The sequence below is a fragment of the Rhodococcus sp. IEGM1428 genome, from assembly GCF_050321865.1.
In the GTDB taxonomy this organism is placed as follows: Bacteria; Actinomycetota; Actinomycetes; order Mycobacteriales; family Mycobacteriaceae; genus Rhodococcoides.
On the sequence record NZ_JBNQFW010000007.1, the window covers coordinates 164,333 to 191,108 of the forward strand.

The window sequence follows — 26,776 nt, forward strand, 5'->3', positions numbered from 1 at the left end:
CACCCCACCGAAGCTCAACTTTCGCAGGCAACGCCGTCGCTGTTGCCGTCGAGCTTCGGTCGGTAGCCGGGCTCACCGATTCGGATATTGCTGGCTCCCGCGGCTTTCGCAGCCTTGCAATTCTCGTAGTACACGCTTTCGGGTACTACGACCAACGGTGCGGGAGCGGTGTAGACGGGCTCCGGTGTGTAGACCGGCTCGGGGATGTACTCCGGCTCAGGATCGGGCAGTGGAATGTACTCCGATGTCGTCGGAACCTCGACGATGGCGGCTACTGCTTCAGTTGTAGGAGTCACGGTGGTCGTTGTGGTCGGCGTCGGGGTCGTTGTCGACGGCGGCGCGGATGTCGTCGTGACGGTCGGCAGGGCGGGCACGGCCGCGACCGGGGCGACGGCGGGGGTCTCGGGTTCGGTGGTGGTGGTCAGTCCCATGAAGATCAGGGCGGGGAGCACTGCGATGGCCGGTACGGCCCACCCTCGACGACCGCGACTGGGCGACAAGTAGAGATATGCGACGCCTGCTCCGACCATCAGTGCGCCCACGAGCAGTGCACCGAACTCGAACGACACGAGTGCGCCGATCGCGAAGACCGCGCCGAAAATGATTGCAACCCAGGCGAACACCTTCCCGAACAGGGGGCGGCGTGGAGTCTCGGGCTCGGGTGCGGGGCGCTGAAAGGGTGGTGGGTAGGCGCTGGTCATGGGTCGTCCTCGGGTCGCGAATGGTGTCGATACCGCGGAAACGATGTGCCGCGAGACCGGAAGCAACCACTCGATTCAATCCGAACCGGTCGGTCGCATTTCCGTTCACCATGTCGCATTCGCCGGGGTTGTCGTTACACCCGACTGGACAACGACAACCGCATCGATCAATAGCGCTCGCGAAAGCCGCCGATCGCGGTGATGGAATTGCCGTCGGGATCGACAACGGTGCTCAGTCGAACGCCTTTGTTCGCGTCTACGATGTCGCCGAACTCGACCCCTCGTGAGCGCGCCGAAGCAACGAACGCTTCGAGATCGTCGACGGCGACGTTGAACTGCGACGCGCCTGCTCGCTCGGGGTCGACCGTCACCTGCACCCATGCAGCGGGGGCGGCCTGCCACTCCACCAAACTCGGCATCGGGTTGTTGTCTGCGGGCCGATCGAACAGCCGGCGATACCAGGCGTCGGCCGAATCGATGTCGCGTACCGCGATCACTGCAAAGACATGCTCGAACATGTCGTTCTCCTTCGTGTCGGCAAAGAGGTCACGGATACTGACCGGGATCGGTGGCCGGACTCATCGCGCAGAACCTGTCGCCAGGCTCGAGTAGGGTCGTCACGAGTCCGAATTCGGGCTCTCGGCTACGAGCAGGCAGGGGATCGCAACGGTGTTGACGCTCCACCGCGCCGAGCGCGCAGGAACCCTTGCCGACGCGCTCGCCGATGTCCTGTCCGTGCCGTTGGACGACTGCTTCACCCCCGAGATCGTGTCGGTTCCGGCCAAGGGCGTCGAGCGGTGGCTCACTCAACGACTCTCGAGCACCTTGGGCAGTCCGGACGGTGACGGCATCGCCGCGAACATCGATTTTCCGAGCCCGGCAAGGCTGGTCTCACGCGCGGTCGGCGCGGTCGACGACATCGACCCGGACGACGATCCGTGGGCAATGGGCCGAGTGCTCTGGACTGCTCTGAGCGTCATCGACGAGTGCCGCACCGAACCGTGGGCGGCGGTGCTGTTCGAGCATCTGGGGGCGGGGTCCGAGGACCACCGTGTAGGGCGGCGTTGGTCGACGGCATCTCATGTGGCAGAGCTGTTCCGTGCGTACGGTTCTCAACGACCTCGGATGATTCGTGATTGGTTCGCCGGACGATTCACCGACGGCCTCGGCGGCGATCTCGACGACGACCTGCAGTGGCAACCGCGAGTGTGGAAACTGGTGCGGGAGCGGATCGGCAGTCCCAGCCCCGCCGAGCGGCTGCCCGAGACGTGCGCTCGGCTACGGGATACACCGGACTCGGTGGACCTACCGAGTCGGTTGTCGGTCTTCGGTCCCACGCGATTGACGACCGATCAACTCGACATACTGGGTGCGCTCTCGGAGCACCGCGAGGTACACATCTGGGTTCCGCATCCCAGCCCGTCCATGTGGACCGCCCTGATGAACATTCCTGCGGTGACGCGGCGACGAGACGACGCGACGGCCCTTGCCGTCGAGCATCCGCTGTTGGCCAGTCTGTCTCGCGACGTCCGGGAACTGCAGGCCACCACCGGATCGGTCGCGGCGCACTCCGTCCACCACGAGGGCCCCGAGATCGCGAACACCCTGCTAGGCCGGATCCAATCGGACATCGCTGCCGACGTCTCACCCACTGCCGCAATGGAATCCGACGACCACGTGACGACGACGGATGACACGGTGCAGATTCACGCATGTCACGGACCCGCCCGGCAGGTCGAAGTTCTGCGTGAGTCGCTTCTGCATCTCTTCGCCGGCGACCCCACGCTCGAACCGCGGGACGTGCTGGTGATGTGCCCGGACGTCGAGACCTACGCGCCGTTGATTCGCGCAAACTTCGGGCAGGCTGCGCTGGTGCATCCAGGACACCGCCTGCGTGTGCGGCTCGCCGACCGGGGTTTGCGCCGCACCAACCCCGTGCTCGACGTCATCGCGACTGTTCTGGACTTCGCCGAAGGCCGGGTGACGGCGAGCGAGCTGCTCGACTTCGCTGCCAGCGGTCCGGTCCGAGAGAAGTTCTCGCTCACCGACGACGATCTCGAGCGACTCCGCGAATGGGTGACGACGTCCGGTGCCCGGTGGGGTTTGACCGTGAGACAGCGAGAAGCGTTCGGTCTGAACGGTTTTCGACAGAACACGTTCAAATCTGCCCTCGACCGAATCCTCCTGGGCGTGGCGGCCGACGAGACCCACAACGCGTACCTCGACCTTGCGCTTCCTCTCGACGACGTCGACAGCAACGACATCGCCCTCGCCGGCCGTTTCGCCGAGCTGGTCGATCGGCTCGCCTCGGTACTGCGAGCTCTTGCCGGTCCGGCGTCGGTGACCGAGTGGACGCGGCAACTGGGCCGCGCACTCGATCTGCTCGCCGACGTGCCTACTGCCGACGAATGGCAACTGGCACAAGCACACCGCGAGATCGCCGACGCCACGGAACACGGCGGGTCGGTGGAGCTGCGACTGGCGGACGTGCGCGCCATGCTGGCCAGGAGACTGGCCGGACGACCCACGAGAGCGAACTTCCGCACCGGCGAGCTGACCGTGTGCACCATGGTTCCGATGCGATCGGTACCGCACCGAGTGGTGGTGCTCCTCGGGCTCGACGACGAGGTGTTCCCGCGAGTGGGAAGCATCGACGGAGATGACATCCTGGCCCGCGACCCGGCGCTCGGCGAACGAGACATTCGCAGTGAGGATCGGCAACTGCTGCTCGACGCGGTGATGTCGGCCGAGGAGAAGCTCCTGCTGTTCTACACCGGTGCAGACCCGGTCGACGGGTCGGTCAAGCCGCCCGCGATTCCGCTGCGCGAGCTCATGGACGTGCTCGAGGTGACCGCGGGTCGAAGCGTCGAACATCGGCATCCGCTGCAGCCGTTCGATCCTCACAACTTCGAGGCCGAACGTCCGTTCAGTTTCGACACCGTCGCGTTGGCCGGAGCGGTCTCGCAGCAACGTGCGCCCCAGCCCGTGCCTCCGTTCCTGCCCGCAGCGCTCCCGCCTGCCGATCGAGGCGATGTGGAACTCGCCGACGTGATCGCCTTCGTCGAGAACCCGGTGCAGGCGTTTCTCCGGCAGCGGCTCGGATTTCGTGTTCCCGAGCTCGAGGACGACCTGGCAGACAGTCTCGACATCGAGTTGGACCCGTTGTCCCGGTGGAACATCGGCGATCGGATGCTTGCCGCGGTGCTCGCGGGCGGAGACATCGGAGAATTCGCCGACGCCGAATGGCGCCGCGGAACCCTTCCGCCGTTTCATCAGGGCCGACGCGAGATGTCCGACATCCGGCAGATCGTCGGAATCATCGCCGACGCGGCCGCGCCGTTCCACGAAGGCCCGGCCGACACCACGGATGTTTCGGTCGATCTCGGCGACGGACGACGCCTGACCGGAACCGTCACCGGAATTCATGGCCGTGTTCTGGCGCGTTCGTCCTATTCTCGCCTCGCCGCAAAGCATCGACTGGCCGCGTGGGTGCGGTTGCTGGCGGTGGCCGCATCCGAGCCGGGGGAGTGGAGCGCCGTCACCATCGGGCGGGCGAGCGGTATGCGGCCCCCTCGTCGATCGCGACTGACGGCACCGCGCAGTCCCATTGCCACCCTGCGTGAACTGGTGGATCTGCGTGATCGCGGATTGGCGTCGCCGCTGCCGATATCGACCGGCACTGCATCGGCGTACGCGGAGAAGCGGTTCGGCGGCGGATCCATCGAGGACGGTTACGACTCCGCCAGCTGGGCATGGAGAGGAGACTTCGGCGACGGAAACGATCGCTCGTTGCGGTACGTGCACGGTCCGACCCTGTCGTTCCAGACACTGCTGGCCGCGACCCCGCTGGCCGACGAAACCGACCCGTCCAACGAGACGAGCCGCTTCGGCGTCCTCGCCCGCACACTGTGGGACCCGTTGCTGACCGCCGAGAACATGGGGAACGCATGACCACCCCGCACGGATTCGATCTGCTCGGACCGATGCCTACCGGAACCACCGTGCTCGAAGCCAGCGCCGGTACCGGCAAGACCTACGCGATCGTCGGACTGGCCGCGCGCTACGTCGCCGAGGGCATCGCCGAAATTTCCGACCTGCTTCTGGTGACGTTCAGCCGGGCCGCAACCCAGGAACTCCGCGATCGCACTCGCAGCAGATTCGCCTCCATCGCGCAGCACCTTGCAGACCCGGAAGCTGCTCGTGCAGAACGAGATCCATTGGTGTCGTTCCTGGCATCGGCCGAGGACGCCGAGGTGGAACGCCGTCGCAGAAGACTGCGAAAGGCACTGTCGGACTTCGATGCCGGGACCATCGTCACCACCCACAGCTTCTGTCAGCGCATGCTGGACGGGCTCGGAATCGCGGGGGAGCGCGAACCGGAATCGACATTCGTCGAATCCGTGTCCGATCTACTCGAGCAGGTCGTGGACGACCTGTACCTGCAGATGTTCAGTGGCGACGACGAAGCGCCTGCATTCAGTAGGCGGGATGCGCACCAGTTGGCCTTGGCGGCCGTGGGCGACCAGCAGTCGATTCTGTACCCCGACACAGAAAATCTCGACGGGGACCACGGTAACCGCGAGCCGGCGCTCCGCGTGCAGTTCGCCCGAGAAGCGCGGCGGGAACTGGAACGTCGCAAACGGCTGCTCGGGGTGCGTGACTACAACGATCTACTCGGACTCCTGCATTCGGTGTTGTCCGATCCCGTGCACGGTGAGGCCGCCTGTGCGCGAGTACGAGACCGGTTCCGAGTGGTGCTGATCGACGAGTTCCAGGACACGGACCCGATGCAGTGGGACATTCTGCGACGGGCGTTTCACGGATCGACGACCCTGATTCTCGTCGGCGATCCGAAGCAGGCGATCTACGCATTCCGCGGGGCAGAGGTGCTCAGTTACCTCGATGCGGTGGAATCGGCAGACCACCTGTACGAGCTCACTGCCAACTGGCGCAGCGATTCCGAGTTACTCGATGCGCTGCACCATCTGTACGGTGGCGCAGCCCTCGGACACGACGACATCGTGGTTCACCGTGTCGAAGCCCGAAACCCACCGACGCGGATGACCGGACACACCCCGCTGCGGCTGCGCTACCTTCCGCGAACCGGTGCAGGTCCCCTGCGACAGGGGTTTCCGGCAGTCGATCGACTCCGCTCCAAGGTCGCGGCCGACGTCGCGGCAGACATCGTCGAGCTGCTGTCCAGCCGTGCCACGATCGACCGACCGGACGGACCTCGGGCGATCGAACCGCGAGACGTCGCCGTGCTGACGCGAACTACCAAGCAGGTGGCGCTGATTCGAGACGCGCTGGACGCAGTCGGCGTCCCGTCGGTCGTGTCGAGCAGCACCAGCGTGTTCGGCACCGAGAGTGCCCGACACTGGTTGTGGCTGCTGCAGGCGATCGAGCAACCGCATCGCACCGACCGCGTTCGACTTGCCGCCCTTACCCCTTTGCTCGGCTGGACTGCCGCTCAGCTCGACTCCGGAGCCGAGGATGCTCTGTCGCAGGTCAGCAGTCGACTGCGTGAATATTCGATACTCTTCGACGAGGCAGGGTTCGCTGCAGTATTCGAGCGAGTGTCGGCCCAGTCCGGACTCGACGCCCGTTTGCTCGCAGTCGACGCGGGCGAACGGACCATGACCGATCTGCGGCATATTGCCCAATTGCTCAATCGCGCAGCAGTATCCGAGTCGTTCGGCATCACCGCGCTCACTCGCTGGCTGACCGACCGCATCAAGGAACCGGCAGCCGGTGGATCAAGCGACCGCAGCCGACGACTCGACAGCGATTCCGCCGCAGTGCAAATCATGACGACACACGGCAGTAAGGGGCTCGAATTCCCCGTCGTCTACCTGCCGTATGCCTGGGACACGTTGTTCTTCAGCAAGCCGTCGACGCTGCTGCTGCACGAGAACGGCGACCGGATTCGAGACGTCGGTGGACCGTCGGGAGTGGGCTACGCGGCCAGGAAGATGATCAACGACCAGGAGGAAGCAGGCGAGGAACTGCGGTTGCTCTACGTCGGCCTGACCCGAGCGGAGAGCCAGATAGTGCTGTGGTGGGCACCGGGCCGCAATACCGCAACGTCGTCGCTGCATCGCATGCTGTTCGGCCGCATCCCCGGGATTCCCCAACCGGAGCCGTCGTACAAGGTCCTCGACGATGCAACCACCGCGAACCGGCTTCAATCCTGGGTCGGGTCCGCTGCCGACATCATCTCCATCGAACCGGTGGGACCGGGTGCACCGTCCACGCGGCATTGGGTCAGACCCGGGGAACCGTTGCTCGACATTGCCGCCGCGCGGTTCGATCGGACTCTTGACCTGTTGTGGCGTCGAACGTCGTACTCCGCGTTGACAGCTCATGCCCACGACGCGGCGCACGTTCAGCCGGAGGTGGGGGTGACAAGCGAGGCCGAGCATCCCGAGAAGACCGACGAGCCGGCGGAACCTCAGTCGAACAGTGACTACACAGAAGATTCCAGGTTGGAGGGAATCGAGTCGCCGATGAACAGCATGCCCGCCGGCGCCGCATTCGGAACGCTCGTGCACGAGGCGCTCGAACACGTCGATACCTCCGCTCCCGACTTGCTCGCCGAGCTCGAACTTCGCTGCAGTGCAGCGGTCGCCTCGCGCATGGCCGAGGTCGATCCAGTGGCGTTGGCCGCAGCCCTTCTGCCGGTGATGCACACGCCGTTGGGCTTCGGGACGCTTGCCGACATCGCGCCTTCCGACCATCTGGCAGAGCTGGACTTCGAGCTTCCGTTGGCCGGAGGTGACGATCCGGTGGCAGCGACGGTCGCCCTGAAATCCGTTGCGCGGCTGATGCGTCGGCACCTCGATGTCGGCGACCCGCTAGCGTCCTACCCCGATCTGCTGGACGGTATCGAGGAAACACCCCTGCGCGGCTTTCTCACCGGAAGTATCGACTCGGTTCTACGAGTGCCCGGACCGCGCTACGTGGTGGTGGACTACAAGACCAACCGGCTCGCCCGAGGTGATCTGACGACAGGCAACTTCACCCGAGAGAAGATGGCTGGAGAGATGATGCGCTCGCACTATCCGCTGCAGGCAATTCTGTATGCCGTTGCGCTGCATCGATATCTGCGGTGGCGTCAACAGGGATACGACCCGCAGGAACACCTCGGCGGAGTTCGGTACCTGTTCGTGCGGGGCATGGTGGGACCGCAGACACCTGCCGGGTGCGGGGTGTTCGACTGGAATCCGTCCGCAGCGCTGGTGGTCGAGCTCTCGGATCTGCTTGCCGGAAAGGCGAATCGATGACGAGCGTGACCACCGCACTGCGCGGCAGCGGCCTTCTGCGTACGTTCAACGATGCAGGTGTACTCACCGCCGCCGATGTGCACGTGGCATTACGTCTGGGCGCGCTTGCCGGGGAGTCGTCGGAGCATGTGCTCTTGGCCGCTGCGCTGACGGTGCGTGCCGTGCGATCGGGATCGGTGTGCCTCGATCTGCGACGACTGCAAGATGTGACGGTCGACGAGGAATCCGACGTCGATCCAGGAGCGCTTCCGTGGCCCGACCTCGTCGAGGTCCTCGGCGCACTGTCGGCCAGCCCCCTCGTCGTCGGCAGTGCAAACGGACCGTTGACGCCGCTGAAACTCGTTCACACCGATGAGGGTGAACTCCTGTACTTGGATCGATATCATCTGCAGGAGAGCACAGTTCGTGACGTTCTCGAGCAGCGATCTCAGTCTCACCCGCGGTCCGATGCCGCCGAGATCAGCCGTGCTCTGACCGAGCTGTTCGTCGACGAATCGGGTGCGCCCACTGTTGCTCCCGATCGTCAGCGGATAGCGGCAGCCCTCGCGGCGACCCAATGGACCACGGTCATCGCAGGCGGGCCGGGAACCGGTAAGACCCACACGGTGGCTCGGATTCTGGCGTTGCTCGTCCGGGAACACGGAAGCGATCTGCGAATCGGGTTGGCGGCACCCACCGGCAAGGCCGCAGCCCGATTGCAGGAGTCGGTGTCCGAACAAGCGGGGCTCCTCGGACTGCCGGTAGATCTGAAGGCGATGACCTTGCACCGGCTTCTGGGCTGGAAGCCCGGCAGCAAGACGAGGTTTCGCCACGACGGGGAGAACCGCCTGCCCTACGACGTCATCGTCGTGGACGAAACCTCGATGGTGTCACTGACGATGATGTGCCGGCTGCTCGAAGCCGTCCGCCCCGAATCACGCTTGATCCTGGTCGGTGACCCGGACCAGTTGACGTCCGTCGACGCAGGCGCGGTGTTGGCGGACCTCGTGGCGCGGCCGGTCACCGGCACCGAGAACCCGGTGCTGGCGCAGCTCGTCGACGACGATTTCGCCGCAGCCGAGGATCCGGCCGAGGCCGCCCTGAGCCCGTTCGAGCGAGACCGATTGCGCGGCGGCGTCGTGCGGCTCAGTCGAGGCAGACGGTTCGGCGGGGCAATCGCCCAGTTGGCTGTGGCCGTGCGCGACGGCCGGGGCGACGACGTGATGGCGCTGCTCGAGTCCGGCGCGAAAGAAATTTCCTTTCATGGCCCCGACGACGTGGATGCGCTGCGTTCCGACGTGATCGACACCGCAGCCGACGTCACCGCCGCCGCAGCAGCTGGAGATGCGTCCGCGGCGCTTCTGGGTCTGGAGAAGCATCGCCTGCTGTGCGCGCACCGCGAGGGCCGATGGGGTGTCGCGCGATGGGATCGGCAGGCGATGGAGTGGGTGGGAGAGCACAGCGGAACGTTTCTCGATCCGTCACTGTGGTACCCCGGTCAGCCACTGTTGGTGACGGCAAACGATCACGAAGCGCGGATATACAACGGCGACACCGGCGTTGTGGTGTTGGGAGACAACGGAACCCCGATGGCAGCCTTTGCCCGCGGGCGCGGCCATGTGCTGATCCACCCGAACGTGCTCTCGTCGGTTCACACGGTGTACGCGATGACGATCCACCGCAGTCAGGGCAGTCAGTACGACACCGTATCGGTTCTTCTCCCCGCCGAGGCATCGACGCTGCTGACCCGAGAGTTGCTCTACACCGCAATCACTCGCGCACGATCGCACGTGCGGGTGATCGGCACCGAGGATGCCATTCGCGCGGGCGTCGAGCGTCAGGTGTTACGGGCGAGCGGTCTGCGACGAACGATCCTGTAGCTCCGGTCAGCGGCACGCGTGCCGGGCCTCGTTCATCGCGGCATCGATGCTTCGTGCGACCGAAAGCCAGGTGCGAGCCAGGCTGGACCACACAGCCACCGAGTCGTCTCGACCCGCGCCGGCCGACCCCCGGGCCTGCGTGGCAGCCGAGCGATGGAGGGCCACGGCACGAGCCTTCAGATCGTCGAGGTCACTGTCGACGCAGACGGATCGAACGGCGTGTGGGTCGACTCGACGACCTGTCAACTGACACAGCGCCTGCAGCGAGCCCAGCTCGGCAGGAATCTCGGAGGGCGTCTCGGAAGAGTCGGCCGACGTGGCGGTCTCGGCCGCAGAGGCGACGAGCCCCCGCTGCAGGTCCCTCGGCCCAGATGACACGCCATCGGCTGCGACGCCCCAGACACTGAGGAACGAGGGGTGCGGAACGTTCCAGATCTCGCGGAACGCAAGCGTGATCATCTCGGCAACGAGCGCGGCATCGGCTCCTGAGTCGGTTCGCGTGAAATCGATGACCGATCCGTCGGCGATCGGCTTGCCGCGGTTCAGCCATCCGAACTCGACCAACTGCACGTCCATGGCCGACGTCTCCGGGGCATCCGGGTAGAGCAGCGAAGGAATCGCCGCTACGGTGACCAGGACTCCGGTGTCCGTCGCCGCCACATCGATGTACGGCCGCAAACCACGTTCGCCGGGGCTGGCCTGAGCGGCCGTGACCGTGACGTAGTCACGTCTGGGCAGGGACCGAAGGCATGCGTGCAGATTCTCGGTGAACGTGGCCCACGCGAGCGCGGTAGTGGAGTCGAAATGGCCGTTCTGCAGTGCGTTCACGGTGCAAACCCTCTTCTCGGACGAGAACTGATGCCTGTGGGTTCAGACGGTAGCGAGGGGGTCCGACAAGAACGCGGGTGTCAGTAGACGTCCCGCAGATAACGCTTGGTTTGCTTGAGTTCGTTGACGTAGTCCTCGGCGGCGTCGGGGGAGCGGCCGCCGTGCTCGGCGACGATCTCGTGCAGTGCTTCGTCGACGCCCTTCGACATACGGGCCGCGTCGCCGCACACGTAGAGATGCGCACCTGCCTCCAGCCAGCCGTACAGCTGCTTGCCTGCCTCGATCATCCGGTGCTGCACGTAGATCTTCTCGTGCTGATCGCGGGAGAACGCCACATCCAGTCGATTCAGCAGACCGTCGCGCTCGAACTCGACGAGCTCGTCCTCGTACAGGAAATCACTCGACCGATGCTGATCCCCGAAGAACAGCCAGTTGTCTCCCGCGGCACCTCGCGCGCGCCGCTCGTGCAGAAATGCTCGAAACGGTGCCACTCCGGTTCCCGGCCCGATCATGATGATCGGGGTGTCGTCATCGGGCAGGCGGAACGACTTGTTGGCCGACAGGAACACACCTGCCTCGTTCCCGTCGCCGACTCGATCGGCGAGGTACGTCGAACAGACGCCGCCGCGGTCGCGCTCGGCCGACCGGTATCGGACGGTGGACACCGTCAGATGCACGGTGCCTTCGTGGGCGATCGGTGACGACGAGATCGAGTAGACGCGATGCTGCAGTGGACGCAGCAAGCCGAGGAATTCGGCGGGATCGAAGGCAGGCGACCGGTCGAGATCGAGAACGTCCACGACGTCACGTCCCCACGTCCAGGCGTCGAACGATGCTCGGTCGCCGTTCTGCAGGACGTGATCGAGTTCTGCGTCGCCGGCGTGTTCGGCCACGGCCTCGATCAGGTCCATGGACGGGATACCGATTTCGTATTCCGTCGTCAGCGCCTGTGCGAGCGTGATCTCACCGGACTTGGTGTGCACGGCGGTGTCGGCGGGCACTCCGAGCCGGTCGACGACGGCCGCGACGAGTGCTGCGTCGTTGACGGGTTTGACGGCGAAACCATCCCCGGCCTGGTAGGCGATACCGCTGTCGCCCAGCGCGATCGCGAAGTGCCGAACTTCCTTCGCCGACGCGGGACCGGACAGGCGTCGATTACTCAGAATCTGTGCGCGATAGGGATTCTTCCGATTCCACGGTGATCGCTTGGGCGCGGCCTTGGTGGTGCCGAGATCGCCGGTTGCAGCGTCGATGTCCTGTACCTGCCTTGCAATTGCCGTCGTCACGGTCTGTGACGGGTGGAGGGTCGAACCTTCTGAAACCCTAGTGGGGACCGCTCGAACTGCGGTGCAGGACCTCGATTCCGTCGGCCGAGTAGGCGACCTCGTACCCGTCGGACAGCGCTCGATCGATCGCCTGACGGTCACCGGCCCCGTCGGTCGGCCAGCCGGCAGGCCGCGCTCGATTGACGACGATCCAGTCCGGGACGGTCGAATCTGTGGCGCGTTGGGGAAAGACCGAGACGTCGTGATCGGCGACGAGTTGGGCAACGAGGTTGTTCGACGCTGCAACCTGGTCATCGGCGGGAACCCACTCCGAGATTTCCCGGGCGGTCGCGGCCTGCGGATCGATCGTCCATTCCTGTGCTTGCACCATGCGCGCCATCGGTAGGAACGGCAACGCCACGACTGCGAAGACGGCCACGAACGCGACGATGTGATGACGACCGCGTTCGGTGAGCTGACCGTGTCGGTGACTGCGTGCGAACGCGTCGAGCAGAGCGATGAACACGATCACCATCAGGATTGCGTTGTAGTGGTAGATCGGCTTCCAGAAGTTGGTGTTGTCGCTGAGAAAGCGCCATGCGACCGTCGGGAGGGCGATCAGCAGGAGCGGCGAGCGCAGGGCGAAGAATCCGGTGACCGCGAGCAGCAGAAAGGCTGTGGCCGCCCGAGAATCGCCTGCAACCAGGCCGTGTGCGGTGTCCGCGATGCCTTCACCCAGCGGGGGCAGCTTCGAGCCCTGGTCGTACGAGTTGTCGGAGCTGAGCATCGGGATGATCACCTTGACGGCGAGAATCACCCAGGTCAGGCCCCATACGGCTGTCAGTATCCCGAGGATTCGGGTTCGTCCGCCGGCCCACAGCGCCACCAGTGCGCCGATCACGACGACCGTCAGACCCATGTCCTCTTTGACGAAGACCAGCGGCAGAGCCCAGGCCAGAGCGGGCAGCCAACGCTGACGAACGAGGGCGACCATCGACATCGCCAGCAGCGGCATCGCGAACGCCACTTCGTGGAAGTCGAAATTCAGCGCCGCTTGAACGCCCCAGGACAGTCCGAACGCCGCCGCGATCACGGCACCGGTGGCCGCCCCGAACTTCTGTGTCGCCAGCCTGCTGATGGGGATCACGGCCAACGCGAACAACACGGCTTGGGCGATCAGCAACGTCTCGGCGTGTGGGAACACCCGATAGACGGGTCCCAGCAGTGCGGTGATGGGCGAGAAGTGATCACCGAGCGTGTTGTAGCCGGTACCCAGAAGATCGGAGGTCGGTGCACGAAACTGCGAGTACGACGCGACCTGTTGGACGAATATCCCCAGGTCGAATCCGGACGTGCGGAGTTGCCGATGGCCGAGCACGGACATCGTCGCGTACAGCGGTGCCAGGACGACGAACGCGAGAGTCGGCACGATCGTCTCTGCAGTACGGATCCTCGTACGCCAGTCGAGGGGTGCGGTGTCGATGTCGGTGACAACCGTGGATTTCTCGATAGTGGTCACGAGGACCGATGTCTACAGCACGGACGTGAGATGTTCCTGAGAACCGCAGGTCAGCGCTTACGCTTCTTCGCGGGTTTGCGACGCGGCGGCTGTGAGGTTAGGTGGTAGTAGAGAGCGTCCTCGGAATCCTCGACGACCACATCGATGTAGTCGCCCACCTCCAGATAATCGTCGACGGCAATTCTGTCGGTCGAGCCGATGACGGCTTTCACCGAACGAGCGGGTACCAGCCCTCGGCGTCCGTCCGGACCGACTGCGAGGGCGTACCGGGGACCGGTGCGGGTGACCCGGGCACGAATGAAATCCGGATCCTTCGGGATGGGGTCGGCCGCGAGGACGTTGCCGTCCTTCGATGCGGCGGTCAGTGAATCGAGCTGTGCCGCGAGATCGTCGGCCATTGCATCCACCTGGTCGAGCAGGTGAGCCATGTGCGCGGCGTAGTCGGTGTGCTTCTTGGTGGGCTTGAGAGCCTCGCCCGGCTTGTACATGTCTTCGTGAGTCAGCTCGCCCCACGCGTCCTGCAGGCGTGTCTTGACCTGTACTTCTACTTTCACATCGAGGTCGCCCTGATGCGTGGCAACTCGAACGACCAGCACTGCGTGGTAGGCGCGGTAGCCACTGGGCTTGGGAAAGGCGACGTAATCGGTGGGTGGTTGCGCAAACCGCACCGAGCATTCCGGGTCGTTGCACGCACGCTCGAGCGCTGCGACGAACGTCAGTTGATCGCGCGGGGTCTTGCACAACACCTTGACGCCGACCAGATCGGGAAGGGCTTCGGCAACGGCGTCCGCGTCGGTCGGTTCGGTGATCCGGCCCTCGGAGAGATAGCGGCGCAATTTGTCTGCGGATCGTCCCGGGTCCTTGATGCGCGCCGTCTGCGCGTTCAGTCGATCTCGATCGACGTCTTCGAGTATTTCGTCGGCGATGGTTTCGAGGAAGTTCTGCGCGGTGACGAGAGCGGCTTCCCACGCCCGGCGGCGCTGCAGGTACAGCTCCTCGACCAAGTCGTCGATGCTCGTTGCCGATGTCACGATGCCGAGGTTAACCCAGATATGTGGGCAAACCTCTACGTGGCGCGCATTCGAGCTGTGAGGCGTCTGCCTCCGGTCTAGGCTGTGCCGCATGACCGTGGCCTCCGTGCAGCAGGACGACTTCCTCGCGCAGTTCGATCCGTTCCGTCGCGAGCTGCTCGCGCACTGCTACCGCATGACCGGATCGATTCACGACGCCGAGGATCTGTTGCAGGAAACGTACATTCGCGCGTGGCGGGGGTACGCGAAATACGAGGGGCGCTCGTCGCTGCGCACCTGGCTGTATCGAATCGCCACCAACACCTGTCTCACTGCTCTCGACGGTCGGTCGAAGCGTCCGCTCCCGACCGGCTTGGGGGCACCGAGTTCTGGCCCTACCGAAGAACTCGTACAGAACAACGAGGTTCCATGGCTCGAACCGATCGCCGATTCGGATCTGGCCGACTCGAGTGATCCCGCCTCCATCGTGGTGGCGCGTGAATCGGTGCGCCTCGCCTTGGTGGCGTCCCTGCAACATCTGTCTCCCCGGCAGCGGGCGGTCTTGTTGATGCGCGAGGTGTTGCAGTGGAAGGCGTCGGAAGTCGCCGAGGTTCTCGCCACGACGACGACCGCAGTCAACAGCTTGCTGCAGCGAGCCAGGGAGCGCCTCGACGAGATTGCGCCCGAACTCGACGATGTCGAGCCCATCGGATCCGACGAGCTGCAAGAACTGCTGACGCAGTATGTGGAGTGTTTCGAGAACTACGACATCGACCGCTTGGTGACTCTGTTCACCTCGGATGCGGTGTGGGAGATGCCGCCGTTCGTCGGGTGGTACCAGGGTGCCGAGACGATCGGATCACTCATCCGAAACAATTGCCCGGCCAACGGCGCGGGCGACATGCGGATGAGGCCTACCCGTGCCAACGGCCAACCCGCGTACGGGCTGTACATGCTGGGTGAGGACGGTGTGCACCGGCCGTTCCAGCTGCACGTTCTCGATGTCGACGCCAGAGGGGTCGGGCACGTGGCCTGCTTCTTCGATCTGACTCTGTTCGATCGATTCGGCCTGCCCGACCGCCTCTGAACGACTGCCGCTCAGCTCTGGGGAACCGCCGACGGGTCCATCCACATCACTTCCCAGACGTGGTTGTCGAGATCACGGAACGCTCGGCCGTACATGAATCCATGATCCTGGGGCTCCATCCACTTGGACCCGCCCGCAGCGATCGCTGCGTCGGTGAGCGAATCCACTTCGTCTCGGCTGTCGGCGGAGATGCACATCAGGACCTCGCGAGCCGAGCTCGTGTCGCAGATCGAATCGGAGATGAAGTCCTCGAAACGCGATGTGGCCAGAAACATCACCGTCGCTTGGTCGCTGACGATCATGGAGGCGGTGTTCTCGTCGCTGAAAACGTCGTTGAAAGCGAACCCGAGTCCCTCGAAGAACGAACGGGTGGCGACGACGTCGCGAACGGGCATGTTGGCGAACAGCATACGGGACATGGGTACACCTTCTCTGTGGGAACAGCTGCGTGCGACCGTCGAACAACGGTCTTGCTTCTACTGACAGCAGTCGGTGCCAAAAGTCACCGGCGCACACCTGCAGACACGACGCGACCCCGCCGAGCGATGCTCGACGGGGTCGCGGACAGCGAAGCTGAAAGGGGGAGTGTGAAGAACTACCGCGTCATCTGTGCAAGACGGGACAGCATCCGTGAGAACACGTGGCCGTCGTTGCCGAGATCGAGGTAAGCATCGGCAACGGAATCCGACGTTGTGGTGTCGGAAGTCGCCGCAGCGAGGGTGCGCGCCATGCGCGTGCGACGCTCGATGGCGTCGAGGATGGTGGCGTCGAGCGTTGACACTTCGTCGAAGAGCTGGTCGACGTCGGTTGTCGCAATGTCGGCGGTGTCGGTGCCAATTGCCAGCGAATCGATCTGAACAGTCACATCGTCTCCTTTTGTTCGCGTCCTGAGGTGTGAGTCGTTCTGCCGAACGGAACCGTTACAGCCCGACTCGAGTTAAAACGATGTTTCGTCGCCCAGTCCAAGATGCCCACTCGACCGGCCTGGGCCAACCTCTCGAGGGTGTGATGCTCGATACAGTCCGGTCGGTTCCCCCGACCTGCAGGTCTTCCCACGGGTCCGTCAGCGGGATTGTGACTGCGCCGATTCGGGTAACCCGGCTGTCGAATCATGTCGACATCGAGGAGTGAACGATGCAGTACGACTACCTGATCATCGGCGGGGGAATGGTTGCCGACAGTGCGGCTCGCGGGATCCGCGAGCGCGACACCACCGGCTCCATCGGCATTCTCGGGGCCGATTCCGACGAGCCGTACACCCGGCCCGCGCTGTCGAAGAAGCTGTGGACCGACTCGGACTTCGGTCGGGATCAGGTTCCGCTCGACACTGCCTCCGACACCGACGCGCAGGTGCACACCGGAACGCGGGTGGCCTCGATCGACCGGTCGAGTTCCTCGGTGACGACGGACCAGGGAGAACGCTACGAGTACGGGACTCTGCTCGTGGCAACGGGAGCCGAACCGTTGCGAATCGAGCTCGCGCCCAGTCCGCGGGTGGTGTACTTCCGCACCTTCGCCGACTACCGGGCACTGCGTGAATTGACGAAGACCGCCGATCACATCGCCGTGGTCGGTGGCGGATACATCGGCACCGAGATCGCTTCTGCCCTTTCTCTCCAGGGCGTGAAGGTCACTCTCGTGACATCCGACGCCGTAGTCGGCGCGCACATGTTCCCGCCGAGCCTGGCTGCCGTTTTCGACAAGGGATTCGCCGATCACGGAGTCACCGTGCGCCGAGGAACGAAAGTGACCTCCGGTGCCGAGGCGTCGGCCCGCGTCCAACTGCAACTCGACGACGGTTCCGCACTCGAAGCGGACGGCGTCGTGTTCGGTCTCGGTGTGCGGCCCAGCACCGAACTGGCCGACGCTGCCGGACTGTCGGTGGACGACGGCATCGTGGTCGACGAATTCTTGAGGACCGAGGACGATTACGTCTACGCGGCCGGTGATGTGGCGAACTATCCCGACGCCATTCTCGGCCGTCGACGCGTCGAGCACGTGGACAACGCCACGGAGATGGGCAAGGCCGCCGGACGCAACATGGCCGGGGCGGCCGAGCCGTACTCCTACACCCCGTACTTCTACTCCGATGTCTACGACGACGGGTACCAGGCCATCGGCACGCTGTCCACGTCGTTGAGCACCGTCGAGGATTGGAAGTCGGTCGGCAAGGAAGGCGTTGTGTACTACCTCGACGACGAGGCCGTCGTTCGCGGTGTGCTGATGTGGAACGTCTGGGAAGGTCTCGATGTGGCGCGCACGCTTCTCGCGGACAAGAAGCCGCAGACCGAGCAATCGCTCCGCGGGCTGATCTGAATTTCTGGAACACTCGAAAACGAGCGGACCAGCGACGGTTGGGCGTGACCTAGGAGAGACGATGTCCGAGTTCGATGGCAGTGGGTCGGCCGAGCAGCGCGCCCGACTCGACGACGAAGTTCACAGCCGCTGTGCCGACTGCCGCTTGCCCGGACATTCCGAGCCGCTGTCCGACGCGGCCGCCATCGCTGTCGCGGCCGGGCGGGTGGACGAGCCCACGCGCGCAGTGCTGATCAATCGATGGCATTCCGGCCGCGCACTGCCGTCGATCGGGGGGTTCGGCACCTTGCGAAATCTTGTCGACGAGCGCGATCGATGGCTCGCCAAGGACACGACGAGCAAGCCCGGATCGGCACTCGTGTATCGATTGCGGGTCGCCGAACTGACCAAACGCATCAACCATCAGCGCACCACGGTGGTGATGTCTAATCGGCACTACGCCACCGGGGTGCGTGCGGCACGGAAGGAGCGTCGAGAAGGTCTGCATCTCGATCTCGATCAACGGGATTCGGTCTTCGACGCACTGATGAGGACGCCTGCACCACGCCGGTTCGGTCCGGTTGCGGAGCGCGGCCTGTCGTTGGTGGACGCGGCCACGGATCGCATGAGCATGCTTGCGCGCCGAACTCCTGTGGGTGACCGGGTCGAATGGGCAACCGGCGTGGTCGATCAGTTCGTCGATCGCAAGGACGATCGGTTCGTCGATCGATACGACACTCTGCTCTTTCTGGCGGGAACATCGTTCGACCGAGTGCGCCGATCGCCGGCATGGCAGTCCACGTACTTCGAGATTCAGCGCAATCAACTCGACCTGTTCGTCGAGCTCACCGAGATCTCGGTCGACGCCAACTCCCTGCGCACGGTAGCGACCGAGTTGAACCGGATCGGTGAGACGATGGTCGACGAGGAGACCGCCGCTCAGGTCGAATCACGGCGTGGCGCACTGGAAGTGGTGTGGACGCAGTTGACCGGTCGGGTAGCTGCGCTGGTCCGCCTGGCAAATCTGGTCGAGTCGTCCGAAAGCGAGGCTCGAACGTCCGACGCGATGACCCGTGCCCATAGTCTGGACGATCGGATCGACGATCTGGTGGGCCGATCGGGTAGCCGGGAAATGTCGGCCGAGAACACACATTTCGTCGGTGATCAGGTTCGGACACAGTGGCGCGATTGAGTGCCGCCGGAGGCTCAGTGGCGCGATTAGGTGCCGCCCAGGGCACACAACCGCGCCACTGGCTCTAGGCGATGATCGCGAAGAGGATTCCCGCGACGGCGAAGCTGACCACGGACAGGATCGTCTCGAGGACCGTCCACGTCTGCAGTGTCTGCTTGACGGTGAGATTGAAGAATTTCGAGATGATCCAGAAACCGCCGTCGTTGACGTGGCTGGCGATGATCGAGCCCGCCGCGATGGACATGGCGATCAGCGCAACGGCCGGGGCGGAGTAATCCTGGGCTGCCACCAATGGTCCGACGATGCCGCCGGTGGTCACGATGGCCACGGTTGCCGACCCCTGCGCGACCCTGAGCGCACAGCTAATGATGTACGCCAACACGATGATGGGAAGACCTGCGGCCGCCATGGTGTCGGCCAGGGCCGTGCCGATACCCGTGGCGGAGATGACCTTTCCGAAGAACGCGCCTGCGCCGACTACCAGGAGCAGCATGCCCACCGGACGAAGCGACTCTCCGGTCAGCTTGCTGAGTTCCTGGACCGTGGACCCGCGTCGAATGCCCAGCACGTAGAACGCGATCAGGACTGCGATGAGCAGCGCGACGGCCGGGGTGCCGAAGAACGTCAGTACTTCGAGTAGGTTGCCCGGATCGAGCAGGATGCTGCCGAACGTGGCACCGAGGATCAAGACGAGAGGAACGGCGATAATTGCACCGATGGTTCCCACCGACGGCGGTGTCGTGATCACCGGACGCTTCGTTGCTACCGTGCCGGCGCCACCGCCATCTGCGGTCGTGTCGTCTCCGTCGTTGATGAAGTCCTCGGGAACGTCGACGATGATTCGCTTGCCGATCCAATTACCCCACACCAGGCCCGCGGCGATGAAACCGGGAATGCCGCAGATGAACCCGAACAGGATAAGCCATCCCAAGTTCACTTCGAGCAAGCCGCCGAGGGCAACCGGCCCGGGATGCGGCGGTAGGAATGCGTGCGTCATGGACAGACCTGCCAGCATCGGCAGCGCGTAGAGGACCAGCGACTTTCCGCCCTGGCGTGCCGCCACGTAGACCAGCGGAGCCAGCACGAAAATGCCGATGTCGAAGAACACCGGAATGCCGAAGATCAAGCCCAACAGGCCCATTGCTATGGGTGCACCGCGTTCTCCGAACACCCCCAGGAGCTTTGCGGTCAATGCCTGTGCGCCACCGGACTTTTCGAGGATCGCGCCGAGCACGGTACCCAATCCGATGATGACCGCGATGTGTCCGAGAATTCCACCGAAGCCGGTTTCGAGCAATGACTCGTTGCTCTTGATCGCGGTGCCGACTATCTCGTTGACGGGCAGACCAGCGGCGAGGGCCAGCCCGAGACCGACGATGAGGAGAGCGATGAACGGTTCGAGCTTGACCTTGATGATGACTACCAGTAGCACGGCAATTGCGATGCCGCACAGTACGAGTAGACCTGGTGTGGAGGTTCTGAGCCAGTCGACCACAGAATTCATGACGAGCCTTCCTTGATGTATGCGCTGATAGCTGCCACGAACGCTTGGGCTCGAGCAGTGATGTCGTCCCACTGGGCATCGGCGACCGATGCCGGTGGAACCACATCGGTGCCTGCGGTCACGGCCACGGCACCGGCCGCGAGGAACTGGGCGGCATTGCCTGCGTTCACGCCGCCGGACGGAACGAGTTGGACGTCCGGAAATGGACCGAGCAGATCCTTGAAATACGCCGGCCCGACAGTCCGTGCTGGAAAGACTTTGACCACGTCCGCCCCGAGATCGAGGGCGGTCATCACCTCGGATGGAGTGAGAGCGCCCATCATCAGCGGGATCCCTGCGTCCGTGACTACCGCGGCGACCTCGGGTCGTAGCCCGGGCGTGACGACGAACCGCGCGCCGGCGTCGACCGCAGTCCGCGCTTGATCGGCGGTCAGTACGGTACCGGCCCCCACGACGGCGCCAGCATCGGACGCGGCTCGGATCAATTCGAGAACTCCCGGTGTGGTGAAGGTCAGCTCGAGTGCGCGAATTCCCCCGCGCGCGAGCGCATCTGCCAGCGCCGCGGGATCGGAGATGCGCGGGGCACGGACCACCGACAGTGCGCGGTCCTCGAGAATTGCCGACAATGCGTTCATGACGTCTGCTTTCGGGTCGCGTCCATGCGCAGGGCGTGGCCTGCCAGTGAGTGGGTGGAGCTTCGATCGTCGATGGCGAAAGCGCCGTTCACCATGACGTGGCTGATTCCCTCGGCTTGTTGTTTCGGGTTCTCGAAGGTGGCGGTATCTCGCACGGTCGCCGGGTCGAACAGGACGAGATCGGCTGCATGGCCTTCGGCAATCGTGCCGCGTCCGCGCAGCCGTAGCCGAGCGGCCGGGCGTCCGGTCAAGTGATTGATGCAGTCCTCCAGCGAAAGAAGTTGCTCGTCGCGTACGTAGTGTCCGAGGTAGCGAGGGAAGGTGCCCCAGGCCCGAGGGTGCGGTTTCTCGCCCACCAGAATCGCGTCGCTGCCACCCATGTGGTGCGGATGCGCCATGATCTCGCGCACGTTCTCCTCGTGCCCGACGTGCTGCAGAATGGTGGTGGCCAGCGCATCGCGGCGAAGGAAGTCGAAGAACACGTTCACCGGTGAGCGTCCTTCGCCGGAGGCGATGTCGGACATCGTGCGGCCGACGTAGCGATCGAGTTCGGGATTGGCCACACCACTGAGCTGGATCGTGTCCCACTCGACCGTGACTCCATGGCAACCGTCGGAGCCGTTCACGTCGACATCCCGCTCGATGCGTCGCCGCATGTCCGGATCGTCGAGCCGTTCCAGGGCTCGGTCCGGGCCACCGGACATCGCCCAGCTCGGCAGTAGCGCAGACAGTGTGGTGGCTCCAGGCAGGTACGGGTACGTGTCGAGGGTGACGTCGCATCCGTCGGCGATTGCGGAGTCGACGCGATCGAGGAACTCACGTGCTCTTCCACGATTGACTCCGAAGTTCATCGTGGCGTGCGTCAGGTGCAGCGCGCATCCCGTATCCCGGGAGAGATCGAGCATTTCCTGGTAAGCGTCGAGCGCTCCGGCACCGTACGACCGGGTATGTGGCGCGTAGAACCCACCGAACTCGGCGACGACGTCGCACAGTGCGCGTAATTCGCTTGTGTCCGCGTACATTCCGGGCGTGTAGGTCAAACCGCTCGACATCCCGACGGCACCCTCCTGCAGGCCCTGCGCCAACAATTCCTGCATGTGGGCGATCTCGGACGGCGTCGCCGGTCGCTGGTCCGCACCCACCGCGAGGTAGCGCAAGGTGCCTTGAGGGACGAGATACGCAGCGTTCGGGGTGATGCCCTGGTCCAGTCGCGCGAGGTACTCCGAGACCGACCGCCACGAGAAGTCGAGGTCGACGGGATTGCCGTTCCATCCGGCGATCTGACGTCGCACCACGTCGAGTGTGGCGTCGTCGATCGGGGCGTAGGCGATGCCGTCCTGCCCGATGACCTCGGTTGTGACGCCCTGACTGATCTTCGGAAAATGATCGGGGTCGGTCAGCAGTCGAAGATCGGAATGGGCGTGCATATCGATGAACCCGGGGGAGAGGACCTGACCGGGCGAGGCGTCGACGATTCTTTCGGCCCCGGGCACAGCTCCGGGCTCGACGATCGACGCGATGACACCGTCGCGCACGAGGACGTCGCGCCGCAATCGTGGCGATCCGGTGCCGTCGATGACGTCGGCACCTCGAAAGAGAGTACTGGGCATAGGATTTCGGCTCTCTAGAAGAATGTGTGAACGAGATCGACCACTCGTGGATCGTCGCTGTCTGCGTCGTCGATCACGGGAACGAGACGCCATTTGTCGAATGCGGTGCAGGGATGTGACAGACCCAGTCGAACCACCGACCCCACTGGCAGCGCCGCCGCGTCTTCTGCCGGTAGTCGTAGGAACGCATGTTGGTCGTTCAGAGCGGTCACCTCGGCTCCTGGGTCGAGCAGTTCGTTCCCTCTGATGTGTTGCGGCACGGGCATTCCCTCGTCGAAGGGGAAGTCCCTTTTACCGGCGTCGAGCAATGCGAGACCTGGCTCGGGGCGGGAGACGGCGCGCGCCCATCCGTGCATCGCCGACGTCAGTGGCGCGTCGGTGCGGGCGGGAGTGAGCGGAGAAATCTGCGAGTAGAAGCCGTCGTCGTGCACCACGTAGGCACCCGAGCGAAGCACCACGTCGGTGCGTACCCCATCTTCCGTGGTGAGCGAATGCAATCGCTCGACAACGAGATCTTGATAGGCACTGCCGCCCGCGGTCACCACCGCGTGCTCGCCGTACAGCCCCTCGGCGTCGAGTGCGCGATGGAGATCTGCGACCTGGTCGAGATACGTTCGGACTGCCTCGAGGCCGTCCTCGGAGCGGTCGTGGCTCAGTGCTCCCTCGTAACCGCCGACGCCGGCCAAGGTCAGGCGTGACGACGCCGCGATCGCACGGGCAACGGACACTGCTTCCTCGATCGTGCGTGCGCCGGTTCGGCCGTGCGGGCCACCGAGTTCGACGATCACCGGAATGGGGCGCTGCCCCTGTGTCGCCAGAATGCGGTCCATCTCGTGCACCGTCGCGACACTGTCTGCCCAGCAGTAGAACTCGAACGTGGGATGTGAATCCAGTTCGGCGGCAACCCACGTCAACGCGACGGGGTCGATCTCGGCGTTGGCGAGGACGATGCGTCCGACCCCGAATGCGCGTGCCACCTGAACTTGCCACCCGGTCGCGAGGGTGATCGCCCAGCTTCCGGCATCGAGCTGCTGTTTCCACAGTTGAGGGGCCATCGACGTCTTGCCGTGGGGCGCGAGCAGCACCCCCGCGCGTGCCGTCCAGTCGGCCATGACCGAGATGTTCGACGCCATACGCGCACGATCGAGGGTGAGCACCGGGGTCGTGAATTCGGAAAGTCGGGGAGCCGTGCCGAGAAAACTCTCGACAGTATGGCCCCACGACCGTGGGGGAAGCGATTTGTGCTCGGGCCCGAGGGTTCGTCGACTCAGTTCCTCGACAGCATCCGTGTCGATCACGTTCGTTCCTCCTGTTGAAATATTCGTCGCGTTGCACATTATGCAACTTTGGTTGCGCAATATGTTTATGCTTTGTAGTCTGCAACGACATGCAGCGTTCCCGCAAGACTTCGAGGAGATCGACGTGAAAACACCCCGAGCGGTGTGTGTAGGTGAAGGCCTCGTCGTTCTGGTTGCCGAAGCGGGTCCGCTGGAGAGCTCGGAAACGTTTCATCGCACGGCCGGCGGTGCCGAAGCGAACGTCGCCAGGGTGTTCGGGCAGTTGGGCGTCGACGCTGCGTGGGTCTCTCGGGTGGGCAACGACGGATTCGGCCGGTACCTGGTCCGGCAATTGGCGGAAGCGGGCGTCGACACCTCGGGTGTGGCGATCGACGACGAGCGCCCCACCGGTATGTACATCAAAGAGCGCGGCGCGGGTTCCGGTGACCGATACGACCTCGCGTCCGGAGACAGCGCGATGACCTATTTTCGGGCCGGGTCGGCCGCGAGCGCGCTGTCGCCCAGCGACATCGGCGAGGAGGCTTGGGCGCTGGTGTCCCGAGCCGACCTGATTCATTTCACGGGAATCACAGTGGCCATCTCGGACAGTGCGGCCGAACTGACCAGAGCGCTGATGGACCGATCCACCACCGTGAGCTTCGACTTGAACTATCGGCCGGTGCTGTGGAAGTCGCGATCGGGCACCGCTGCGGACGTACTCGGCGAGCATGTCCGCGGAAGCGATGTGGTCTCGATGGGATCCGACGAAGCTGCGCTGGTGTTCGGGACGTCGGATCCGGCCGAGTTGCGTCGGATGTTCCCGCAACCGCAGCAGTTGGTGATCAAGAACGACGCGCACACAGTGACGGCGTTCGAGGGCGCAGCTCGAGTCGATGTACCGGCTTTGAAACTCGATGTGGTCGAAAAGATCGGTGCGGGAGATGCTTTCGCTGGTGGCTACTTGACGGCATTGCTGCTCGGAAGGAGTGCTGTCGAGCGTGTTCGGTTCGGTCACCTGTGCGCGGCGGGTGCGCTCACCGGGCACGGCGATATCGCGTCTGTACTGCCTCTCGACGTGCTGATCCGACTGGCCGAACTCGACGACGCCGAATGGGCGACGCTGGACTACGCGGCCACTGTCGCCCGTTGTTCGGAGGTGTCGCAGTGAGTCAAAGCCTCTCGCGGGCGCTGACGATCCTCGGCTTGCTCGGTGACGGATCGAAATCGCTGGACGAGCTGGCGACGGTTCTCGACGTGCACAAGACCACCGTGCTGCGGCTGCTTCGCACCATGGAAAGCGACCGATTCGTTCAGCACGATGCCGATCACCGGTATCAACTCGGATCGAGACTCTTCGAGTTGGCCAACCACGCACTGGAACAGCGCGACATACGGAGCGTCGCCCGGCCACACCTGGCGGAACTCAACACGATCACCGGTCAGACCATCCACTTGGCGACGTACGAAGCGGGTGAGGTGATCTACATCGACAAATTCGACGCCAAACAGAGCGTGCGGATGTATTCGCGGGTCGGCAAGCCTGCGCCGTTGCACTGCACAGCCGTCGGGAAGATCTTGATCGCTGCGCGCCCACGGGTAGAGCGTGAGCAGATTGCGCACCGCATCACCTACACGCCGTTCACCGAACGAACCATCACAACGGCGGAGCAATATCTGCGTGAGCTGGACCTCGTCCTGGCGCAAGGATTTGCCGAGGACCGCGAGGAGCACGAGTCGTTCGTCAACTGCGTCGGCTCCGCTGTGCGCAACGGAACCGGTGACGTCGTGGCCGCAGTCTCGATGTCGGTACCCGACATGCTGCTCGACCACGAACAAGTACTGAAGACGCTGCCCGAGGTGCAGCGGACCGCGGCTGCAATCTCCGAGGGGCTGGGCTGGCGGCCGCAGGAACTCCAGAACCGTATGACAACCGGCAAGAGCCCGATGGAAGGAAAAAAATGAGCGAGAAGATCGAAATCCGCACCGCAGGTGCCCCGGCACCCGCCCACACGTTCTCCCAGGGAGTACGGAAGGGCCCGTTCGTGCAGGTATCCGGGCAGGGCCCGGTGGATCCTGCTACCAGCGAATACCTGTACCCAGGCGATGTCGCTGCGCAGACCACTCGCACTCTCGAAAACGTCAAAGCCATCGTCGAGGCCGGCGGTGCGACGTTCGACGACGTCGTGATGCTGCGCGTGTACCTGACCAAGCGTGAGGACTTCTCGATCATGAACGACGCTTACGGCGCTTTTGTCTCCGCACACACCTCCGGCGACGTACTGCCGAGCCGCACGACGGTGTTCACGGGACTGCCGAGGGAAGAGATGTTGGTCGAGATCGATGCCGTTGCGATCGTCTGACGGACCTCTTACCGGGTCGCCTGGTCAGATGTTCACGCAGAAATTACATCTGACCAGGCGATTTGCGTATGTGTTGGTCTTCGCGTAACTTTTGTCGAGTCAGAGCGACACGGACACCGACCCCGTCTTCACGGACAGGGACAACGAGGTTGTACGGAGTATGCACTGAACAACCCAGGCAAGGCTCGAAAGTAATGAGCCATGTCTGGAATTCGAGCGTGTAAGCCCCGGCGTTACCGTGTGAACGGTGGCAATGGTGTGTGCGTGTTCTTTGAGAACTCAACAGTGTGTCGATGAATGTCAGTGCCGAATTTTTGTTTGGTGAAAGCATTCGATGTATCAATCATCCGC

The 26,776-nt window shown here is 64.1% G+C and carries 21 protein-coding genes; 9 read left to right on the forward strand and 12 right to left on the reverse strand.

What is annotated here, in order from left to right; all coding sequences use genetic code 11:
• Nucleotides 1–14: 14 nt before the first annotated feature.
• Nucleotides 15–701, reverse strand: a complete 687-nt coding sequence (locus tag ACQR3T_RS25595; protein WP_428695370.1) for an excalibur calcium-binding domain-containing protein — start codon at nucleotides 699–701, stop codon at nucleotides 15–17.
• 167 nt (nucleotides 702–868) lie between these two features.
• Entirely contained in the window at nucleotides 869–1,219 is a 351-nt protein-coding gene (locus tag ACQR3T_RS25600) for a VOC family protein (protein WP_032379676.1), read from the reverse strand.
• Between the two features lie 151 nt (nucleotides 1,220–1,370).
• Here ACQR3T_RS25600 and recC point away from each other — a divergent pair, with 151 nt between their 5' ends.
• The 3 genes from recC to recD are packed head-to-tail and all read left to right on the forward strand — an operon-like array spanning nucleotide 1,371 to nucleotide 9,843.
• Nucleotides 1,371–4,652 (forward strand): exodeoxyribonuclease V subunit gamma, encoded by a 3,282-nt coding sequence (gene recC / locus ACQR3T_RS25605; RefSeq protein ID WP_428695371.1) that lies wholly within the window; start codon nucleotides 1,371–1,373, stop codon nucleotides 4,650–4,652.
• Nucleotides 4,649–7,984, forward strand: coding sequence for a UvrD-helicase domain-containing protein (locus tag ACQR3T_RS25610; protein ID WP_428695372.1), 3,336 nt, complete (start codon nucleotides 4,649–4,651; stop codon nucleotides 7,982–7,984). Before recC ends, ACQR3T_RS25610 begins: the two co-directional genes overlap by 4 nt.
• A complete protein-coding gene (recD, locus tag ACQR3T_RS25615; RefSeq protein WP_428695373.1) occupies nucleotides 7,981–9,843 on the forward strand; it encodes an exodeoxyribonuclease V subunit alpha in 1,863 nt (620 codons plus the stop codon). Before ACQR3T_RS25610 ends, recD begins: the two co-directional genes overlap by 4 nt.
• A gap of 6 nt (nucleotides 9,844–9,849) precedes the next feature.
• Here the strand turns inward: recD and ACQR3T_RS25620 are convergent, their stop codons facing one another.
• From ACQR3T_RS25620 to ACQR3T_RS25635, 4 genes are all read right to left on the reverse strand, one after another.
• Entirely contained in the window at nucleotides 9,850–10,671 is an 822-nt protein-coding gene (locus tag ACQR3T_RS25620) for a TY-Chap domain-containing protein (RefSeq protein ID WP_428695374.1), read from the reverse strand.
• An 80-nt stretch (nucleotides 10,672–10,751) separates the two neighbouring features.
• A complete protein-coding gene (locus ACQR3T_RS25625) occupies nucleotides 10,752–11,957 on the reverse strand; it encodes a sulfite reductase subunit alpha (RefSeq protein ID WP_428695375.1) in 1,206 nt (401 codons plus the stop codon).
• A gap of 37 nt (nucleotides 11,958–11,994) precedes the next feature.
• Entirely contained in the window at nucleotides 11,995–13,455 is a 1,461-nt protein-coding gene (locus ACQR3T_RS25630; RefSeq protein WP_428695376.1) for a DUF2079 domain-containing protein, read from the reverse strand.
• Between the two features lie 50 nt (nucleotides 13,456–13,505).
• The gene (locus tag ACQR3T_RS25635) at nucleotides 13,506–14,486 is read right to left on the reverse strand and encodes a GTP pyrophosphokinase (protein WP_032379672.1); all 981 of its coding nucleotides are present in this window, start codon (nucleotides 14,484–14,486) and stop codon (nucleotides 13,506–13,508) included.
• Nucleotides 14,487–14,577: 91 nt separating this feature from the next.
• On the opposite strand from ACQR3T_RS25635, the gene ACQR3T_RS25640 reads away from it, so the two are divergent.
• Entirely contained in the window at nucleotides 14,578–15,552 is a 975-nt protein-coding gene (locus ACQR3T_RS25640; protein WP_428695377.1) for a sigma-70 family RNA polymerase sigma factor, read from the forward strand.
• Nucleotides 15,553–15,563: 11 nt separating this feature from the next.
• On the opposite strand, the gene ACQR3T_RS25645 is transcribed toward ACQR3T_RS25640, so the two are convergent.
• Together ACQR3T_RS25645 and ACQR3T_RS25650 are read right to left on the reverse strand one after the other, a co-directional pair.
• Entirely contained in the window at nucleotides 15,564–15,971 is a 408-nt protein-coding gene (locus ACQR3T_RS25645) for a VOC family protein (RefSeq protein ID WP_032379670.1), read from the reverse strand.
• A 176-nt stretch (nucleotides 15,972–16,147) separates the two neighbouring features.
• Nucleotides 16,148–16,417 (reverse strand): hypothetical protein, encoded by a 270-nt coding sequence (locus ACQR3T_RS25650; protein WP_032379669.1) that lies wholly within the window; start codon nucleotides 16,415–16,417, stop codon nucleotides 16,148–16,150.
• Nucleotides 16,418–16,686: 269 nt separating this feature from the next.
• On the opposite strand from ACQR3T_RS25650, the gene ACQR3T_RS25655 reads away from it, so the two are divergent.
• Both ACQR3T_RS25655 and ACQR3T_RS25660 read left to right on the forward strand, forming a co-directional pair.
• Nucleotides 16,687–17,868: an NAD(P)/FAD-dependent oxidoreductase gene (locus ACQR3T_RS25655; protein ID WP_428695378.1), complete on the forward strand. Its 1,182-nt coding sequence runs from the start codon at nucleotides 16,687–16,689 to the stop codon at nucleotides 17,866–17,868.
• 61 nt (nucleotides 17,869–17,929) lie between these two features.
• Entirely contained in the window at nucleotides 17,930–19,039 is a 1,110-nt protein-coding gene (locus ACQR3T_RS25660; protein WP_428695379.1) for a hypothetical protein, read from the forward strand.
• Nucleotides 19,040–19,103: 64 nt separating this feature from the next.
• Here ACQR3T_RS25660 and ACQR3T_RS25665 read toward each other — a convergent pair whose 3' ends face one another.
• Genes ACQR3T_RS25665 through ACQR3T_RS25680 form a run of 4 tightly spaced genes read right to left on the reverse strand, consistent with a single transcriptional unit; the run spans nucleotide 19,104 to nucleotide 24,125 of the window.
• Nucleotides 19,104–20,543 carry a GntP family permease gene (locus tag ACQR3T_RS25665; protein ID WP_032379666.1) on the reverse strand — a complete coding sequence of 480 codons (1,440 nt, stop codon included), beginning with the start codon at nucleotides 20,541–20,543 and terminating at the stop codon, nucleotides 19,104–19,106.
• Nucleotides 20,540–21,178, reverse strand: coding sequence for a bifunctional 4-hydroxy-2-oxoglutarate aldolase/2-dehydro-3-deoxy-phosphogluconate aldolase (locus ACQR3T_RS25670; RefSeq protein ID WP_428695380.1), 639 nt, complete (start codon nucleotides 21,176–21,178; stop codon nucleotides 20,540–20,542). Before ACQR3T_RS25670 ends, ACQR3T_RS25665 begins: the two co-directional genes overlap by 4 nt.
• Nucleotides 21,175–22,788 (reverse strand): N-acyl-D-amino-acid deacylase family protein, encoded by a 1,614-nt coding sequence (locus tag ACQR3T_RS25675; RefSeq protein ID WP_428695381.1) that lies wholly within the window; start codon nucleotides 22,786–22,788, stop codon nucleotides 21,175–21,177. The genes ACQR3T_RS25670 and ACQR3T_RS25675 overlap by 4 nt, the downstream gene beginning before the upstream one ends.
• A gap of 14 nt (nucleotides 22,789–22,802) precedes the next feature.
• Complete coding sequence (locus tag ACQR3T_RS25680; protein WP_428695382.1) at nucleotides 22,803–24,125, reverse strand: amino acid deaminase; 1,323 nt, start codon at nucleotides 24,123–24,125, stop codon at nucleotides 22,803–22,805.
• A gap of 85 nt (nucleotides 24,126–24,210) precedes the next feature.
• Here ACQR3T_RS25680 and ACQR3T_RS25685 point away from each other — a divergent pair, with 85 nt between their 5' ends.
• Genes ACQR3T_RS25685 through ACQR3T_RS25695 form a run of 3 tightly spaced genes read left to right on the forward strand, consistent with a single transcriptional unit; the run spans nucleotide 24,211 to nucleotide 26,425 of the window.
• Entirely contained in the window at nucleotides 24,211–25,233 is a 1,023-nt protein-coding gene (locus ACQR3T_RS25685; protein WP_428695383.1) for a sugar kinase, read from the forward strand.
• Nucleotides 25,230–26,027: an IclR family transcriptional regulator gene (locus ACQR3T_RS25690; RefSeq protein WP_428695384.1), complete on the forward strand. Its 798-nt coding sequence runs from the start codon at nucleotides 25,230–25,232 to the stop codon at nucleotides 26,025–26,027. The genes ACQR3T_RS25685 and ACQR3T_RS25690 overlap by 4 nt, the downstream gene beginning before the upstream one ends.
• The gene (locus tag ACQR3T_RS25695) at nucleotides 26,024–26,425 is read left to right on the forward strand and encodes a RidA family protein (RefSeq protein WP_428695385.1); all 402 of its coding nucleotides are present in this window, start codon (nucleotides 26,024–26,026) and stop codon (nucleotides 26,423–26,425) included. Before ACQR3T_RS25690 ends, ACQR3T_RS25695 begins: the two co-directional genes overlap by 4 nt.
• Nucleotides 26,426–26,776 lie beyond the last annotated feature (351 nt).

What these genes read in the sequence shown, in the direction of transcription:
- ACQR3T_RS25640 (WP_428695377.1), top strand. Translation starts at nt 14,578, where the DNA reads ATGACCGTGGCCTCCGTGCAGCAGGACGACTTCCTCGCGCAGTTCGAT.
- ACQR3T_RS25665 (WP_032379666.1), bottom strand. Translation starts at nt 20,543, where the DNA reads ATGAATTCTGTGGTCGACTGGCTCAGAACCTCCACACCAGGTCTACTC.
- ACQR3T_RS25645 (WP_032379670.1), bottom strand. Translation starts at nt 15,971, where the DNA reads ATGTCCCGTATGCTGTTCGCCAACATGCCCGTTCGCGACGTCGTCGCC.
- ACQR3T_RS25660 (WP_428695379.1), top strand. Translation starts at nt 17,930, where the DNA reads ATGTCCGAGTTCGATGGCAGTGGGTCGGCCGAGCAGCGCGCCCGACTC.
- ACQR3T_RS25595 (WP_428695370.1), bottom strand. Translation starts at nt 701, where the DNA reads ATGACCAGCGCCTACCCACCACCCTTTCAGCGCCCCGCACCCGAGCCC.
- ACQR3T_RS25695 (WP_428695385.1), top strand. Translation starts at nt 26,024, where the DNA reads ATGAGCGAGAAGATCGAAATCCGCACCGCAGGTGCCCCGGCACCCGCC.
- ACQR3T_RS25610 (WP_428695372.1), top strand. Translation starts at nt 4,649, where the DNA reads ATGACCACCCCGCACGGATTCGATCTGCTCGGACCGATGCCTACCGGA.
- ACQR3T_RS25680 (WP_428695382.1), bottom strand. Translation starts at nt 24,125, where the DNA reads ATGTGCAACGCGACGAATATTTCAACAGGAGGAACGAACGTGATCGAC.
- ACQR3T_RS25655 (WP_428695378.1), top strand. Translation starts at nt 16,687, where the DNA reads ATGCAGTACGACTACCTGATCATCGGCGGGGGAATGGTTGCCGACAGT.
- recD (WP_428695373.1), top strand. Translation starts at nt 7,981, where the DNA reads ATGACGAGCGTGACCACCGCACTGCGCGGCAGCGGCCTTCTGCGTACG.
- ACQR3T_RS25670 (WP_428695380.1), bottom strand. Translation starts at nt 21,178, where the DNA reads ATGAACGCATTGTCGGCAATTCTCGAGGACCGCGCACTGTCGGTGGTC.
- ACQR3T_RS25600 (WP_032379676.1), bottom strand. Translation starts at nt 1,219, where the DNA reads ATGTTCGAGCATGTCTTTGCAGTGATCGCGGTACGCGACATCGATTCG.
- ACQR3T_RS25675 (WP_428695381.1), bottom strand. Translation starts at nt 22,788, where the DNA reads ATGCCCAGTACTCTCTTTCGAGGTGCCGACGTCATCGACGGCACCGGA.